13 protein-coding genes are annotated in these 16,624 nt (G+C 39.8%); 9 read left to right on the forward strand and 4 right to left on the reverse strand.

Translation table 11 applies throughout. The annotated features are described in order from the left end of the window. Window positions 1–38: 38 nt before the first annotated feature. Window positions 39–1,391 carry an aminotransferase class III-fold pyridoxal phosphate-dependent enzyme gene (locus P1K33_RS00400; protein ID WP_284650865.1) on the reverse strand — a complete coding sequence of 451 codons (1,353 nt, stop codon included), beginning with the start codon at window positions 1,389–1,391 and terminating at the stop codon, window positions 39–41. 184 nt (window positions 1,392–1,575) lie between these two features. Then, window positions 1,576–3,033, reverse strand: coding sequence for a CoA-acylating methylmalonate-semialdehyde dehydrogenase (locus P1K33_RS00405; protein WP_284650866.1), 1,458 nt, complete (start codon window positions 3,031–3,033; stop codon window positions 1,576–1,578). Between the two features lie 256 nt (window positions 3,034–3,289). Between P1K33_RS00405 and P1K33_RS00410 the strand changes: the two genes are divergently transcribed. The 3 genes from P1K33_RS00410 (at window position 3,290) to P1K33_RS00420 (ending at window position 7,886) form a co-directional block, all read left to right on the forward strand. Beyond that, window positions 3,290–5,305, forward strand: coding sequence for a M13 family metallopeptidase (locus P1K33_RS00410; RefSeq protein WP_284650867.1), 2,016 nt, complete (start codon window positions 3,290–3,292; stop codon window positions 5,303–5,305). Window positions 5,306–5,420: 115 nt separating this feature from the next. After that, window positions 5,421–6,365, forward strand: coding sequence for a hypothetical protein (locus P1K33_RS00415; protein WP_284650868.1), 945 nt, complete (start codon window positions 5,421–5,423; stop codon window positions 6,363–6,365). Between the two features lie 183 nt (window positions 6,366–6,548). Next, complete coding sequence (locus P1K33_RS00420) at window positions 6,549–7,886, forward strand: ammonium transporter (protein WP_284650869.1); 1,338 nt, start codon at window positions 6,549–6,551, stop codon at window positions 7,884–7,886. Here P1K33_RS00420 and P1K33_RS00425 read toward each other — a convergent pair. Next, window positions 7,883–9,472 (reverse strand): L,D-transpeptidase family protein, encoded by a 1,590-nt coding sequence (locus P1K33_RS00425; protein ID WP_284650870.1) that lies wholly within the window; start codon window positions 9,470–9,472, stop codon window positions 7,883–7,885. The genes P1K33_RS00420 and P1K33_RS00425 overlap by 4 nt on opposite strands. A 97-nt stretch (window positions 9,473–9,569) precedes the next feature. Between P1K33_RS00425 and P1K33_RS00430 the strand changes: the two genes are divergently transcribed. From P1K33_RS00430 to P1K33_RS00445, 4 genes are all read left to right on the forward strand, one after another. Beyond that, window positions 9,570–10,070 (forward strand): nuclear transport factor 2 family protein, encoded by a 501-nt coding sequence (locus P1K33_RS00430; RefSeq protein ID WP_284650871.1) that lies wholly within the window; start codon window positions 9,570–9,572, stop codon window positions 10,068–10,070. Between the two features lie 75 nt (window positions 10,071–10,145). Then, the gene (locus P1K33_RS00435; RefSeq protein WP_284650872.1) at window positions 10,146–10,268 is read left to right on the forward strand and encodes a hypothetical protein; all 123 of its coding nucleotides are present in this window, start codon (window positions 10,146–10,148) and stop codon (window positions 10,266–10,268) included. Between the two features lie 200 nt (window positions 10,269–10,468). Beyond that, window positions 10,469–10,897, forward strand: coding sequence for a hypothetical protein (locus P1K33_RS00440; protein ID WP_284650873.1), 429 nt, complete (start codon window positions 10,469–10,471; stop codon window positions 10,895–10,897). 18 nt (window positions 10,898–10,915) lie between these two features. Continuing rightward, the gene (locus P1K33_RS00445) at window positions 10,916–11,497 is read left to right on the forward strand and encodes a globin family protein (protein ID WP_284650874.1); all 582 of its coding nucleotides are present in this window, start codon (window positions 10,916–10,918) and stop codon (window positions 11,495–11,497) included. A 55-nt stretch (window positions 11,498–11,552) separates the two neighbouring features. On the opposite strand, the gene P1K33_RS00450 is transcribed toward P1K33_RS00445, so the two are convergent. After that, entirely contained in the window at window positions 11,553–12,491 is a 939-nt protein-coding gene (locus tag P1K33_RS00450) for an L-threonine 3-dehydrogenase (protein WP_284650875.1), read from the reverse strand. A 142-nt stretch (window positions 12,492–12,633) separates the two neighbouring features. Between P1K33_RS00450 and P1K33_RS00455 the strand changes: the two genes are divergently transcribed. Continuing rightward, window positions 12,634–13,227: a hypothetical protein gene (locus tag P1K33_RS00455; protein WP_284650876.1), complete on the forward strand. Its 594-nt coding sequence runs from the start codon at window positions 12,634–12,636 to the stop codon at window positions 13,225–13,227. Between the two features lie 3 nt (window positions 13,228–13,230). Continuing rightward, on the forward strand, window positions 13,231–16,620 hold the full coding sequence (mfd, locus tag P1K33_RS00460; RefSeq protein WP_372508178.1) for a transcription-repair coupling factor: 3,390 nt from the start codon (window positions 13,231–13,233) through the stop codon (window positions 16,618–16,620). The last annotated feature ends 4 nt before the right edge of the window (window positions 16,621–16,624 follow it).

Raw genomic sequence — 16,624 nt, forward strand, 5'->3', positions numbered from 1 at the left:
CGCTGCGCGCCATACAGTTCGGCTACGCCTCGGGTTGTTTATACTAAGGCAGCGTCTGAAATTTTTAAAGCTTCACTGATAATCGCTAAACCTTCATCGATTTGCGCTTCCGTGACACATAATGGCGGTGCTATAAAAATGTAGCCCCAGCGAACAAACGTGTACATGCCTAATTCACGTATTTTGCCCGCAATGGCATTGGTCACTTTTAAATCGTCACCGGCGCCATTATAAGGCGAAATCAATTCGCCTGTCGCTTTGTTTTTTAACACATCCAAACAGCCTAACAATCCTGTGTTGCGGAAAGCTCCCATACTCGGATGTTGGCTTCGCATCGCTTGCACTCTGGATTCTAAATAGACTCCCATTTTTTGGGTATTTTCTATCAATCGGTCGCTTTCATAAATATTGATTACAGCTAAAGCCGCCGCCAATGCTACCGGATGACCATTATAGGTCAAGCCAATCATCATCGGTGTGTTCTGAAATTTCTCAGCAATTTTATCGGAAACCATCAAACAGCCTAACGGCAAATAAGACGCGGTTAATCCTTTCGCCATACAAACCATATCGGGAACGATGTCGTGGTTTTCAAAACCAAACCATTTTCCGGTGCGGCCAAAACCACTCATAACCTCATCGGCTACGAATAAGATTCCGTATTTTTCACATAGTGCTTTTACGCCTTTCAAGTAACCTTTAGGATAATGCAAACAACCCGAAGAACCGCTTTCGCCTTCAAAAATAAAAGCTGCAATATTGGTTTTGCCTTCGAGATGAATCACTCTTTCTACGTATTCCAAACTCAGATTCAACTTGGTCGTTTCGTCTAAATCTTTCATCCCAAAGAAATAATATGGATCATCAAGATGCACCGCATTTGGCATTTGTTGGGAATCATTCGCTAATTTTCTTGGATCGCCACCAACGGTCATGCCGCCAATGGAACCGCCGTGAAACGCTCGGTATCTTCCAATAATTTTATGCCTTCCGGTGTACAATCTTGCTAGTTTAATGGCATTGTCAATCGATGACGTTCCGCATAAAGTATAGAATGCTTTGTTCAAATCGCCCGGGCATATTTCGGCCAATTTTCTTGACAACTTCGCTCTGATTTCCGTCGTGCAACTTGGCGTTACAAAACTTACTTTTTGCATTTGCTCTACGACTGCATCGGTAACTCTTTGGTCACCATGACCGATATTGACAGACATTAAGCCCGAAGAAAAATCGATGATTCGGTTACCGTCGTAGTCATATAAATACACGCCTTCGGCTCTTTCTATCGCGATTGGGTTAACACTCGCTTGGGCTGACCAGGAAAACAAGCTAAATTCTTTGCTGTCGCTGATGATTTGTTCTTTGCTCAAGGTTTGTTCTTTTGTAACCATTTTTTTCTATTTTGAATGTTGAATTATAAATTTTAAATGGGTTTGTACTAATCTAGAATGTCCTAGCCCCGATAGTAGCAAGTATCCTTTTTTCTAAAAAAAAGATACTGCGGATAGCGGGATTAGCTCCTGAAAATTTCCAATAATTTAAAATTCAAAATTTATAATTTATAATAATTTCTTCTTAGCTCATCCAGTTTACACCGGCTTCCGCATTCCATTTAATCGTGCTCTTTTTCAATTTGGTCCAAAACTCAATTGAGCTTTTTCCGGTAATATCGCCTACGCCAAATTTACTTTCGTTCCAACCGCCAAAACTGAACGGTTCTCTCGGCACCGGAACACCCACGTTTACGCCAATCATTCCCGCGCTGGCTTTGTCGATAATGTAACGTGCCATACCGCCATTTTGGGTAAAGACACTCGCGGCATTTCCGTATGGATTTTTGTTTTCGATGGCTAAAGCTTCATCAACCGTATTGGTTCTAATGATAGAGATTACCGGTCCGAAGATTTCTTCACGCGCCACACTCATTTCCGGTGTTACAAAGTCGATTACTGTTGGCCCAACATACGTTCCGTTTTCCTTTCCGGCTACTTTGGTATTTCTACCATCGACTAATATTTTGGCGCCGTCTTTTTCGGCTTGAGTGATATAACTTTCGATTCTGTCTTGAGATTCTTTATTGATGACTGCTCCAAGGTTTTGACCCGGAACAATTTTGCGTGCTTCATCACAAATTTTGCCGACAATTGCATCCACATTTCCAACACCAATCATCGCCGAAGCGGCCATACAACGTTGCCCGGCACAACCTGACATGGAAGCCGCTACGTTTTGCGCGGTCATTTCCGGAATCGCATCGGGTAACACCATCAGGTGGTTTTTGGCTCCGCCTAGAGCTAAGCATCTTTTTAGATTATTGGTGGCTCTTTGGTACACAATCTTCGCTACTTTGGTCGAGCCCACAAACGAAACCGCTTCAATTTTGGGATGGTCACAAATCGCATTTACAATATCAACATCACCATGAACGACGTTGAAAACACCATCCGGAAGTCCGGCTTCTTTTAACAATTCAGCCAAACGACCACAGCTCAACGGCACTTTTTCTGAAGGTTTGATGATCATACAGTTTCCTAATGCAATCGCATTCGGAATCGTCCAATTGGGTACCATCGAAGGGAAATTAAATGGTACAATAGAAGCCACAACGCCCAACGGCACATGCTCTGTTCTGCATTCTACGCCTTTGCTTACTTCCAGTAATTCTCCTGTAATTAATTGTGGTAAAGAAGTGGCAAACTCGGTGAGCTCAATGCATTTTTCTATTTCGGCTACAGATTCACCATAAGTTTTTCCGTTTTCTTCGCTGCACAATTCTGCGAGTTCTTTTAGGTTTTTTTCCAATAACGCTTTGTATCTGAAGAACACTTGTACTCGTTCCTTAATAGGTGTTTTGCTCCAGGCTGGAAAGGCTGCCTGTGCTGCTTTCACTGCATCGTCTAAATCTTTCGCACTTGACAAAGGGACTGTAGATAAAAAACTCCCATCTAAGGGAGAAATAACGTTTAAAGTTTGTGTTGTTGAGGATGGGACGAACCGCCCATTGATGTAATTCTGAATTGCTGAATATTTCATTTAAATTATTGTTATTTTACAAATATTTTAATAAAAGTAATAACAATTTCATAATAAACAAATTTTAGCTATGAATTATTATCATTTTGGTATTTTTAGCCAAAATTCATAAGTATTAACAAGGCGAACCGTTATAAAACTATAGAATTGTAACAAATTCAACAGATTACACACTAACTTTACGCGATTCATGGTTAAATCGACTTTTGTTGGCGGTTTACCTTGTAGATTAGCATTTTAACCAAATTAAAACACAATGAGAAATACAAAAATTTTGCTATTATCAGCCTCCGTATTATTGGCGGCTTGTAGCCAAAAAGAACTCACTTCGGGTATCAATAAAAAAAACATGGATACGCTGGTAAAACCCGGCGACAACTTTGCCAAATATGTAAACGGAACCTGGATGAAAACCGCCAAGATTCCAGCAGACAAAGCGTCTTATGGTGCTTTTGATATGCTGTATGATCAATCTCAAAAAGACGTTAAAGCCATTATCGAAGCAGCTGCAAAAGGCAGTAATGCCGAAGGTTCAGACGAACAAAAAATCGGAGATTACTATGCTTCATTTATGGACAGAAAAACACGTGATGCCAAAGGTATTGCACCTATTCAACCTGAATTAAAGGCCATTGATGCGATTGCATCTTATGATGACCTCGCGGCTTATTTTGGCCAGGCCAACAGAAAAGGAATTGCTATCCCGTTTAGTGTTTCGGTGTATACTGATTTTAAAGATCCTACTAAATATACTCTAATTACCTGGCAAGGCGGTTTAGGTCTTCCGGAAAGAGAATACTATTTGGCTACCGATGCTAAGATGATGGATATCCGCAAAAAATATGTAGCTCATATAGAAAAGATGTTTCAATTGACCAACCAGCCGAATGCGGCTCAAAGTGCAGCGACTATCATGGCTTTGGAAACCACTTTGGCCGGCCAACACATGAAAAAGGAAGAAACCCGTGATATTGTAAAATTGTACAATGCCTACGCGGTAAAAGATTTAAAAACTTTGATGCCTGATTTCAACTGGACTGCGATGCTGAAAAATGCCGGAGTGGAAAAAGAAAAAAATCTGGTGGTAACTCAGGTAGAATATACCAAAAGCCTGAACAACATTATCAAATCGACACCGATTGACACTTGGAAAACCTATTTGAAATGGGGTGTAATCAATAAATCGGCCGGTGTTTTAACAACCGCTTTAGACAAACAAAACTTCGAGTTTTACGGGAAAACTTTATATGGAACCGAAAAACAACAGGAAGACTGGAAACGTGCAGTGGAAACTGTAAACGGCGGTTTGGGCGAAGTGGTAGGCAAAGTATATGTAAAAGAACATTTCTCTCCTGAAGCCAAAGAGCGTATGGTTGGTATGGTGAAAAACCTACTGAAAGCCTATGCCGAAAGCATCAAAACATTGGATTGGATGAGTGAGGCAACTAAAAAAGAAGCCTTGAAAAAAGTGGACAACTTTATGATTAAAATTGGTTATCCTGACAAATGGAGAGATTACTCTGCGCTCAAAATCGATAAGAATGATTTTTATGGTAACGGCTTACGTGCCGCCGAATTTGAATACAACCGTAACTTAGCCAAACTGGGTAAACCGGTGGATCGTACAGAATGGGGAATGAATCCTCAAACAGTTAACGCCTATTACAATCCTTCGTTAAACGAAATTGTATTCCCGGCTGCGATTTTGAAACCGCCTTTCTTTGATTTGAATGCGGATGATGCTGTAAATTATGGTGGAATCGGTGCGGTTATTGGTCACGAAATCGGTCATGGTTTTGACGATCAAGGAAGTGCTTTTGATGGTAAAGGCGTTATGAAAAACTGGTGGACACCACAAGATTTAGCCGCATTTAAAAAGAAAACAGGCGCTTTGGTTGAGCAATACAGCAGCTTTAAGGCATTCCCTGATTTGAATGTAAACGGTGCTTTTACTTTGGGTGAAAACATTGGAGATTTAGGCGGATTGAGCATTGCGATTAAAGCTTACAAAGCTTCATTAAACGGAAAAGAAGCTCCGGTAATGGATGGCTTTACCGGTATGCAACGTGTGTTTTTAGGTTGGGGACAAGTTTGGGCAGAGAAATCCCGTGAAGAGGCTTTGCGTAGCCAAATAGCAGGCGATCCGCATTCACCGGCATTGTTCAGGGTAAACGGAACCGTGCGCAACATTCCTGAATTCTACGAAGCGTTCAACATCAAACCAACTGATTCATTATACTTAGCGCCTGAAAAGCGTGTGAAGATTTGGTAAACAAAACTTTTTATAAAAGAAACCCCGACGTGATGTTGGGGGTTTTTGTTGGTTAAAGAAAGTAATCCTTAATTCCACTTTTTTTCCTAAGTTTGAGAATCAAAAAATTCATTTTATGAAAATCAGAGCCAACCTTTTTAATTTCATAGCGACAATCTTGTTTCCGTTTTTCTGCTTCAGCCAAATTACCATTACCAATACCGCTGAAGTAGCCAAAATTAAACAAGGCACAACCTTCTTTGCGATGAAAGATCCGGCCTCGCCCAAAGACGTGGCTTTTGTTGAGGCCATAAAAAAAGCATGGACACTTTCGAAAGTAGAATGTATCAAATATACTGATGTAGAAAAAAACATTGCGCCCAATAATAGCTTTGTGACGATTGGCGCCAACATGACCACTTCCAATAGTACTACAGCCGCTACCGAAACCCGCATTTATTTGGAACTGTGGACAACCAACGGTAAGTATACTTATGACCCAAAGAAAAGAAGACACTTCAATCAGACCGATAAAATCGTAGTCGCGACTATAGAACTCTTTGGCGACTTCTACGCCCAAAACAATCCAAGCGCATTATATAAAATGGATTATGATGCTGCCGGACATTTTAAAAATTGGGGAACCGGCGTTTTATCCAATTACATCCAACAACTGAATTTGCTCTTAGACAAAGGCACTGAAACCCTCGCCAAAACCGAAATCAGCAACAAAGAAGAAATCAAAAAGATGTCAACTTCTACACTTTTCATCCCCGATTATGCAATGATTAAGTTTTCTAAAAACTCCGATGACGAAAGCAAAAAATATGATGATAAAGAAATATTTGATGGATTTTCACAATCTTATAAAGTCTTGCCTTTGGCCGAGCTCAATGATAAAATCCTGACAAACGCCATGCCGTTTTATTACTTATTGTTCATCAAAACCCCAGCGGAGAAATTTGTCACTGTAACCAACTCACAATCCGGAGAAATCATCTATTCGGCTTATTCCGGTTCGGCTGCCAATTTCAAATCCGCCGACTTAAAAGAGCTGCAAAAAGCAGTATTGAAAAAGTAAATTATACATTTCTCAAAAACAAAGTGGTTATTTTTTAAATTCTCAAAAACAATTCTATTTCATTAAAATTTAGATAAAAATTTAATTTTACCCTAAACAAATTTGCCATTTACCATCAATGATTTGCAATTTTAAATAACTTTACCCTATAAAATTAGGGGTTGGTTTTAAAATTGAATTTTCATGAAAATCGAAAAACGCTGGATAGTTTCTTTTCTCATCATTACTTTAGTGGCCATTTCGGGTTTATTCTGGCCTGAAAAATTGGCCGAAAACAACGATGCTTTCAATCCTGTTGACACGATTAGTTATTCCGATGTTGCGTGGCTACTCACCGCTTCCTGTTTGGTTTTATTAATGACTCCCGGTTTGTCTTTCTTTTACGGCGGAATGGTTGGAAAGAAAAACGTGATTTCCACCATGCTCAAGAGTTTTATCTGTCTTGGTGTAATCAGCATGCTTTGGGTTGTAGTTGGTTTTTCACTTTCTTTTGGCGCTCCGATTGGTCCAACGATAAATGGCGTACATTATGGCATCATTGGCAACCCGTTTGATTTTGCTTTCTTTAGCTATGTCGAAATGCATCCGCACAAGACTATGGCTTCCTCGATACCTTTTATTTTGTTTGCTTTGTTTCAAATGAAATTTGCAGTCATAACACCGGCCATCATTACCGGCGCGCTTGCGGAACGCATCCGTTTCATTTCCTTTTTGCTCTTTATTTGTTTGTTTACCCTTTGTATCTATGCGCCTTTATGCCATATGATTTGGCACCCAAACGGTCTCTTGGGCAGTTATTTCGGTGTAAAGGATTTTGCGGGTGGAACGGTTGTTCACATGAGTGCAGGTTTTGCGGCATTGGCTGGTGTTTTAGTTTTAGGTAAAAGGAAAAACAGCGAACACATTCCAACAAACATTCCGTTTGTGTTGTTAGGCACAGGCATGCTTTGGTTTGGCTGGTTCGGATTCAATGCCGGTTCGGCTTTAGCCGCTAATGCTACGGCAGCGATGGCTTTTGCTACTACCACGATTTGTTCTGCTTCCGCGATGTTGTCTTGGGTGTTTTTTGACCGAATGAATGGCAGAAAAGTATCGGCTCTGGGCGCTTGTATCGGTGCTGTAGTTGGATTGGTAGTCATCACGCCTTCTGCGGGTTATGTGACCATTCCACAAAGTATTTTCTTCGGATTTATTGGCGCTTTGGTCTCCAACAAAATGGTCTATTGGAAAAAACTAAAACAAATCGATGATACCCTTGATGTATTTGCCTGTCATGGCGTGGGCGGAATTATGGGAATGATACTCACTGCAATTTTTGCCAAAGGAGAAAATGCGAGTTTACTCTATGGCGGCTGGAGCATCTTTGGTCATCATATGATGGCTTTGGTGTTGGTTTCCGTATTTACTTTTGGTGGTGCTTATTTATTGTTCAAACTGACGAATATTATCATTCCGATTCGTGTTTCAGAAGAATCAGAAAATATGGGATTAGACTTGTCCCAGCACGGCGAAGCCTTTTAGTCTTCCAAAAGCAAAGTGGCTAAAGCGTTGTCCCTTTCGTAGATGTCTTTATGGAAATTGATAACACCGTCTTCATCTACCCAAGCAGTGAAATAACCAATATAGACTGGGATTTTACTTTTTAAAGTATACCACTTTTCTTTACCGGCGTTCATGGCTTCTTCAATTTTTTCGGGTGTCCAATTGGGATCATCAGCCAAAATCATATTCGCCAGTTCTTTGGGTTTGGCCACACGGATGCAACCATGGCTAAAGGCTCTTTTCTCTTCGTTGAACAACGTCTTCGCCGGTGAATCGTGCAGGTAAATATTATTGGAATTCGGGAATAAAAATTTCACCAAACCTAAGGAATTTGTCGGCCCCGGTTTTTGACGAATGTTGCTTCCTTTCCATTCCATATTGTGTTTGGACAGATAGTTTGGATCTTTTTTAATCGCCGGAAGAATTTCTTTGTCGCGGATGCTTTTCGGTACATTCCAATAAGGACTAAAAACAATATAACTCATCATACCACTGAAAATAACGGTTTCATTCATCTGGTTTCCTACAACTACGTTAGAAACCAAAACAGCTTTGCCGTTTTTATAATAACTCAGTCGATAGGATGGGATATTAACCACAATAAACTCTTTGGCTTTGGTCAAATCGGTTGAAATCCAGCGGCAGCGTTCCATATTGACCATAATGGTTTTGATGCGATCGCTAATCGGCACATTCATTTCGTCTATGTGTTTTTGTTGAATAATTTTGTCAGCCGAAAACCCATTGCGCTTTTTGTATTTCAAAACAGCCTGCTGCAACGACTCATCATAAACAGAACTCTTAGAATCGGTTTCAATATCCGAAGTGAGGAACAATCTGTTTCTGATTTGCAGCACCAATTCAGAACTGTCACCAGGCTTCATTTGCTTAAAATCAGTCGGAGTTGTAATCGGTGTCCAACCGCCATTTTGTTCGATGGTTCGGTATTTTTGCAAAACACTTTTCAGCTTGTAATATTGTCCTATCAATTGTTCTTTGTTGTCAATTAATTTGGGATCGATCAGCAAAGAATCCAGATACTTCACATAGGACATTTTCTTTCTGGGCAAATACCAGCCCAACTCCTCTGTCTTAGTACTGTCAATGCCCTGAAGCACTTTATTGGTATAATAGAAATAGTAATTGGTCAGGAACAATTCAACATCCACGTTGGGTTTGGCTGAAGTTCGCAGAAACATACCGTCCAGAATGTCTTTGTAGGGAACTTTCGCCTGAACACCTTCTTCAAACAGGTTGTTCATCTTGTTGTAAATCACTTCGGCGGTTTCTTTTCGCCCTTTTTTATCATACCAGATATAGGTGTACCCGTTTTTCTGATAGAGTGAAACGGATTGTTTTTTGTATAAAACCAATTTGGGATATCTGGCATAAAATGCTTCCACCAATGTGCTGTCAAAAGACAGTGAAACATCTTCCGGATGATACTTGCTACTGACTTTTGCATTCGTCAATTGGTCTTCTTTTTTTGCACAATACCAACTGGTCAGAGAAAAACCAAGTGCCAAAACCACAACCAAAATCCCTAACCACTGTTTGTTTTCCATAGCCAAACGTATATTCATTTCATAAAATTACAAAAACTAATCGGCTAATTATTACAAAATTGTATATTTACTTTATATATAAACAACACCCGGCAAGATGAAAAAAGTTCTTTTTTTGGCATTCTTTTTCAGTTTATCGATGGCTAAGGCACAAAGAATTGACCTGGAAAATATCAATTCGGTTTTAGACACCTGGCACAAATCGGCCGCTGAAGCCAATTTCAAAGATTACTTCAACGCGATGACTGACGACGCCATATTCATAGGCACTGATGCCACTGAAAACTGGGATAAAAAAGCATTTCAAGCCTTTGCAAAACCTTATTTTGACCGAGGCAAAGCTTGGAATTTTACCGCATTGGAACGTCATATTTATTTCAGTAAAGACGGCAAAACCGCTTGGTTTGATGAATTGCTAAACACCCAAATGAAAATCTGTCGTGGCTCGGGTGTAATGGCCTTGGTTGATGGACAATGGAAAATTAAGCATTATGTGCTTTCAATGACAGTCCCTAACGACAACACAGATGAAGTGGTAAAAATCAAAACCCCAATCGAAGATAAATTCATCTCAGAATTGAAAGCCAAGAAAAAATAATTTTTTTCCTAATTACTTCAAATCCATAGTCTTTCTTTTCTCGTACATGAGAATAAGAACCCCAATTCTACGATTATGGACATCAACAAAAAAATCAATGCCCTTTTTGGCACTATAGCATTTATAGTATTATTTATGCTGGTTTTTCTGGCTTGCTACATGGCCCTGTTTGCTCCCGTTTCAAAAATCAGCCTGTAAATTCAGGCCAAAAAGCAACAACATCTTACACTAAATATTAAGGTTAGTTTTGTTTTTGTTATGAGAAAAGCGTTGCGCCCACAAGCAGCGCTTTTCGATTTTTAGGCGTTCCATATTACTGTCGGAGTATTTTTTTTGCTTTTATAAAAACCAAAATCGAAATCACTTCGTACATGAGGGAAACACAAAAACAAAAACTCATGAAAATCAACAAAACCGTAAAGAGAATAGTATGGAGCGTCTTGGGAACAGGACTTTTGCTGTTTGTGATTCTGGTTTATCATATTGCCAATGCCAGACCAGTAGAAAATGCAACGATACAAATAAGCCGTATCGATTTTGATAAGCCTTTTGATTCTCTAAGCACTGTGGCGATTAAAGAAAAACTGCACAGTATCAAAGGCGTTAAAAGTGATATCATCGTGAAAAAAAATGTGGTGGTTTATTTCCACGACAATACTGTAGCCGATTCCAAAAAAGTATATGACGAATTAATGAACAAAGGTGATTACAGAGCCGAGCGTTTTATACTACCTCCTAGCCTAGCCAACAAACAAGTTTGTCCCGTAATGAAAAAAGACGGATTCAAATATAAATTTTCAAAATTCATTCAAGGCGTTTTTAATTAATCCACTAAATATATCATTATGAAAAAGTATTCAAAATTAGCACTCTGTGCTTTAGTCTTCGGAGCCGTTGTCTTCGTTTCTTGTAGCAGTGACGACGATTCTCCACCAGCAACACCTTCAATCTATGAGAGATTAGGAGGAACAACTATGGTTGCCGATCCTGATAATCCGGGACAAATGATTGAACAAGGTCGTCTAAGTTACCGCAAAGTAGTAAACACTACTGTTGGTTTAATTGTAGCCGATGTTCAAGCCAATGCGTCAGGTAATTTAGGAGCTCACTTTACTCCTGTTTTAACAGAAGTTGGCGCCGGAAACACCACTAACTTGGCTATTTTGGTAGACAATCTTACCGATTTCTTCTCCTTTAATACCGGCGGAACTAATGCGGTTAATACGTATTCAGGTTTGGATATGGTAACGGCTCACAACCCATCGTTGAACCCGAGAATGGGAACCACTTCTACAGATGCTAATTACACAAAATTTGTTGGTTATGTAGGCGCCGCTGCCAATCAAAACGGTGTTGCTTCTAACACGGAATTGTATGCTGATATTGTCGCGGTATTGGAATCTTTAAGAGATCCAATAGTGCAATAGTACTCACTTATTATTGCCAAAAAACGCTGCCAATGGCAGCGTTTTTTTATGGTATTTATTTCAGATTTTCTAACATCTCAACGGTCATCGAAGCCAAATCAAACTTGTGCTTCCACTTCCAGTCTTTCTGTGCCGCAGTGTCATCAATAGACGCTGGCCAACTGTCGGCTATCTTCTGACGGAAATCCGGTTTATAAGAAATGGTAAAATCAGGAATGTGGTTTCTGATTTCAGCCGCAATTTCTTTTGGCGTAAAGCTTACTCCGGCCAAATTATAGGAAGAACGGATTTTGATATCTTCACTTGAAGCTTGCATGATTTCCACCGTAGCATTAATTGCATCATCCATATACATCATCGGCAAGGCCGTATCTTCCGAAAGGAAACATTCATATTTTCCGTCTTTCAAAGCTTTGTGGTAAATGTCCACCGCGTAATCGGTAGTTCCGCCGCCTGGTTCTGTTGACCAACTGATCAATCCCGGATAACGAATACTTCTCACATCAACGCCATAAATGTTATGGTAATATTCACACCATCTTTCACCGGTTTGCTTGCTGATGCCATACACCGTTGTTGGTTCCATAATGGTATATTGTGGTGTATTGTTTCGCGGTGTTGTAGGTCCGAAAACTGCGATGCTCGATGGCCAGAATATTTTTTTGATTTTTCCGGCTTTCGCCAAATTCAATACGTGGAAAAGCGAATTCATATTCAAATCCCAAGCAAAAGCAGGATTTTTTTCAGCAGTAGCCGAAAGTAAAGCCGCCATCAAATACACATCGGTAATTTGATACTGCTCAATTAAATGTTCAATTTGGTTATAATCTAAGGCATTTACCACTTCGAAGATGCCTTCGTTTACGATATCAATATTCAACTTTCTGATATCTGAAGCCACTACATTGTCAACGCCGTAAATGTTTCTTAGTTTTTTGGTCAGCTCGGTTCCAATTTGGCCACAAGCACCAATAATTAGGATTTTTGTACTCATTTAGTTTGTGTTGTTTTGGCAAAGATAACGTTTTCGCAACTTTTAATTATGCAAAATCTTTTGCAAAAATTACAATCCCTTTAACTACTTCATAATGAAGTTTCCTTTTACCTTTGTACCTTTACGACTTAAATTCATTTTGATGCAAATACGTTTTTCTGCATTGGTTTTAATGCTGTTGTGTTTGGTTTCCTGTCAGGAAGATCCAAAAATCCGCCTATTGGAACAGGAAAAAGAAGCCAACAAACAAGAGGCTATTTTTAATACCATTAATAGCGGTTGGAATTTTAACACCCAACTCAAAAATGAAACAGCCCGTTCACTAACCACGAATTGGGCAGAATGGCGCGTATTTCTGAATGAACTGGGTCAAAAACCAAAGAGCAGTATCGGCGCTTTTAAATCAAAAGCCAAAGCGCTTTCAAAAAGAGCGGCAGACCTGAATAAAAATATTCCGCCGAAGTTCGCCTTACCCGAAGTCAAGAGCAGAATCGCGACGATAAGCACCAAGATCAATTCTATCAATCTGTTCATCAATCTGCAACAGATTCCCGATTCAAAAATTGTAAAACTGGTACAGGAAATCAACACCGAAGTGGCTTCCTTACAGTTCCAACTGGATGAAATTACCCGAAAAAGCAACATCAAAATTGAAGAAGGTGAAAGCGATATGTTGCGAATGTTAGACACCACACGTGCGATTCCAAATAATCCAAGTATAAAACCACGTCAATAAGCTTTGAGCCAAAACTCTTTATACAACAGTTATCTTCATTCGGCGAAAGTCAAACAAATAGCGGACAGTCTTGACACGAGCGTTAGCGAACTGGCTAAGCAAAACCCTTTGGCTAAAATTCAGCTGAAAGGACTTTTGGGTTCATCATTGTCGTTTGTATTTCAGGCTGTTTTTAAGAAAAGTGAAAAGCCATTTCTTCTAATCTTAAACGAAAAAGAAGAAGCGGCTTATTATCTCAACGATTTGGAACAAATGATTGGCGCCAATGACGTGCTGTTTTATCCGAGTTCGTATCGCCGTCCATACCAAATTGAAGAAACCGATAACGCCAATGTTTTATTGCGCTCCGAGGTTTTAAACCGAATCAATTCGCGAAAAAAACCGGCGGTGATTGTCACCTATCCCGAAGCACTTTTTGAGAAAGTCGTGACGCGAAAAGAACTCGACAAAAACACGTTGAAAGTGTCCGTTGGCGATAATGTTTCCATCGATTTTATCAACGAAGTCTTATTCGAGTATGAATTCAAACGCGTCGATTTTATCACCGAACCGGGAGAATTCTCTGTTCGTGGTGGTATTCTGGATGTGTTTTCGTTTTCCAATGACAATCCGTATCGCATTGAGTTTTTTGGCAACGAAGTCGACAGCATCCGAACCTTTGATGTGGAAACGCAACTGTCGGTAGAAAAGCAAAATAAGATTACCATCATTCCCAATCTGGAGAATAAATTCATCAAGGAAAACCGCGAGAGTTTCCTTGATTATATCAGCGACAAAACTGTTTTATGTATTGAAAACACGGAGTTTTTAACTGCCCAACTCGACAAACTTTTTGGCAAAGCCATCGAAACTTTTGACAAATTATCAAAAGACGTCAAACACGCTGCGCCGGAACATTTGTTCTTAAACCAGGAAGGATTTTTGCGCAAAGCGTTGGATTTTTCCATCATCGAATTGGCGAACAAGCCGCTGTTCAAAACGACTAAAACTTTCGAATTTCACATACAACCTCAGCCTTCTTTCAACAAGCAATTTGATTTGCTGTTGAACAATTTGAGCGACAATCATTTCAACGGTTATACCAATTATTTGTATTGTGCCAATGAAGCGCAGGCGAATCGTTTTCATGATATTTTCGAATCGATTGATGAAGAAAATCACGAGAATGTCCGCAAGCAATACCATACAATAGTATCCTCTTTGTACCAAGGTTTTATAGACGAGGAAAACCAAATTGCCTGTTATACCGACCATCAGATTTTTGAACGTTACCACAAATTCAGCATCAAAAACGGCTATTCAAAAAAGCAAACCCTGACACTCAAAGAGTTGAATTCTTTGTCTGTTGGTGATTATGTAACCCATATCGACCACGGTATCGGAAAGTTTGGTGGTTTACAGAAAATTCAGGTTGAAGGCAGAACACAGGAAGCGATTAAATTGGTTTATGCCGACAACGACATAGTGTATGTAAGCATTCATTCGCTGCATAAAATCTCAAAATACAACGGCAAAGACGGCACGCCGCCGAAGATTTACAAACTGGGTTCGAATGCCTGGAAGGTTTTAAAACAGAAAACCAAAGCACGTGTCAAACACATTGCGTTCAACTTAATTCAATTATACGCCAAACGAAGATTGGAAAAAGGATTCCAGTTTGCACCCGATAGTTATTTGCAAAAAGAATTAGAAAGCTCGTTCATTTACGAAGATACGCCCGACCAAATCACAGCCACACAAGACGTCAAAGCCGATATGGAAAAAGACCGTCCGATGGACCGATTGGTTTGTGGTGACGTAGGTTTCGGGAAAACGGAAGTTGCGATTCGTGCCGCTTTCAAAGCGGTGGACAACAGCAAACAAGTTGCGGTTTTGGTGCCAACAACCATTTTGGCCTACCAACATTACAGAACGTTTACCGAGCGTTTAAAAGAAATGCCGGTTCGAGTTGGCTATTTAAACCGATTCAGAACGGCCAAACAAAAAACACAAACCTTAGAAGAATTGGCTTCAGGGAAATTGGATATTATCATTGGTACACACCAATTGGTCAACAAAAATGTACAGTTTAAAGATTTAGGCTTGCTGATTGTAGATGAAGAACAAAAGTTTGGCGTCAACGTCAAAGACAAATTGAAAACTATTGCGGCCAACGTAGATACCTTAACCTTAACCGCCACACCGATTCCGAGAACTTTGCAGTTTTCATTGATGGCAGCAAGGGATTTATCGGTGATTACTACACCACCGCCGAATAGATATCCTATCGAATCACAGGTCGTTGGTTTTAATGAAGAGTTGATTCGCGATGCGATTTCGTATGAAATTCAACGTAACGGACAGGTTTTCTTTATCAACAACCGAATTGAAAACATCAAGGAAATTGCCGGTATGATTCAAAGATTGGTTCCCGATGCGCGCGTTGGTATTGGTCACGGTCAAATGGAAGGCACAAAGCTGGAAGAACTGATGCTTGGCTTTATGAACGGCGAATTTGATGTTTTGGTTGCGACAACCATTATTGAAAGTGGCTTGGATGTACCAAATGCCAACACGATTTTCATCAATAATGCCAATAATTTTGGCCTTTCGGATTTGCATCAAATGCGCGGAAGAGTTGGCCGTAGCAATAAAAAAGCGTTCTGTTATTTTATTTGTCCACCCTATTCTGCGATGACCGATGATGCCCGAAAAAGGATTCAGGCCTTGGAACAATTCAGCGAATTGGGAAGCGGTTTTAACATTGCAATGAAAGATTTGGAGATTCGCGGTGCCGGAGATTTATTGGGCGGAGAACAAAGTGGTTTCATCAACGAAATTGGTTTTGAAACCTACCAGAAAATCATGAACGAAGCCATTGAAGAGTTGAAGGAAAACAAATTCAAGGAATTATACGAATCCGATAGCGACATTGACACCAAAGAATATGTCAAGGATTTACAGATTGATACTGACTTCGAATTATTGTTCCCGGATGAATACATCAACAACATTTCCGAGCGTTTGAATTTGTATAACGAGCTTGGCAACATTAAAGACGAAGAAGGCTTATTGGCCTATGAAAACAAACTGATGGACCGTTTCGGGCCATTGCCAAAAGAAGCCAAAGCGCTTTTGAACAGCATCCGCATCAAATGGATTGCGACGCAAGTGGGTATTGAAAAAATCGTTATGAAACAAGGCAAGCTGATTGGTTATTTTGTCTCTGACCAACAATCGGAATACTACAATTCAAAGCAATTCAGAAACATGTTACAGTTTGTTCAGCAGCATGCTAATATCTGTAAAATGAAAGAGAAAGAGACTAAAAATGGATTGCGATTATTGTTGACTTTCGAAAATGTAAAATCAATTTCACGAGCGTTAGAATTCATGGAACTGATGAAAAGATAAATAA

The sequence above is a fragment of the Flavobacterium terrisoli genome (assembly GCF_030167905.1).
Taxonomy (GTDB): Bacteria; Bacteroidota; Bacteroidia; order Flavobacteriales; family Flavobacteriaceae; genus Flavobacterium; species Flavobacterium terrisoli.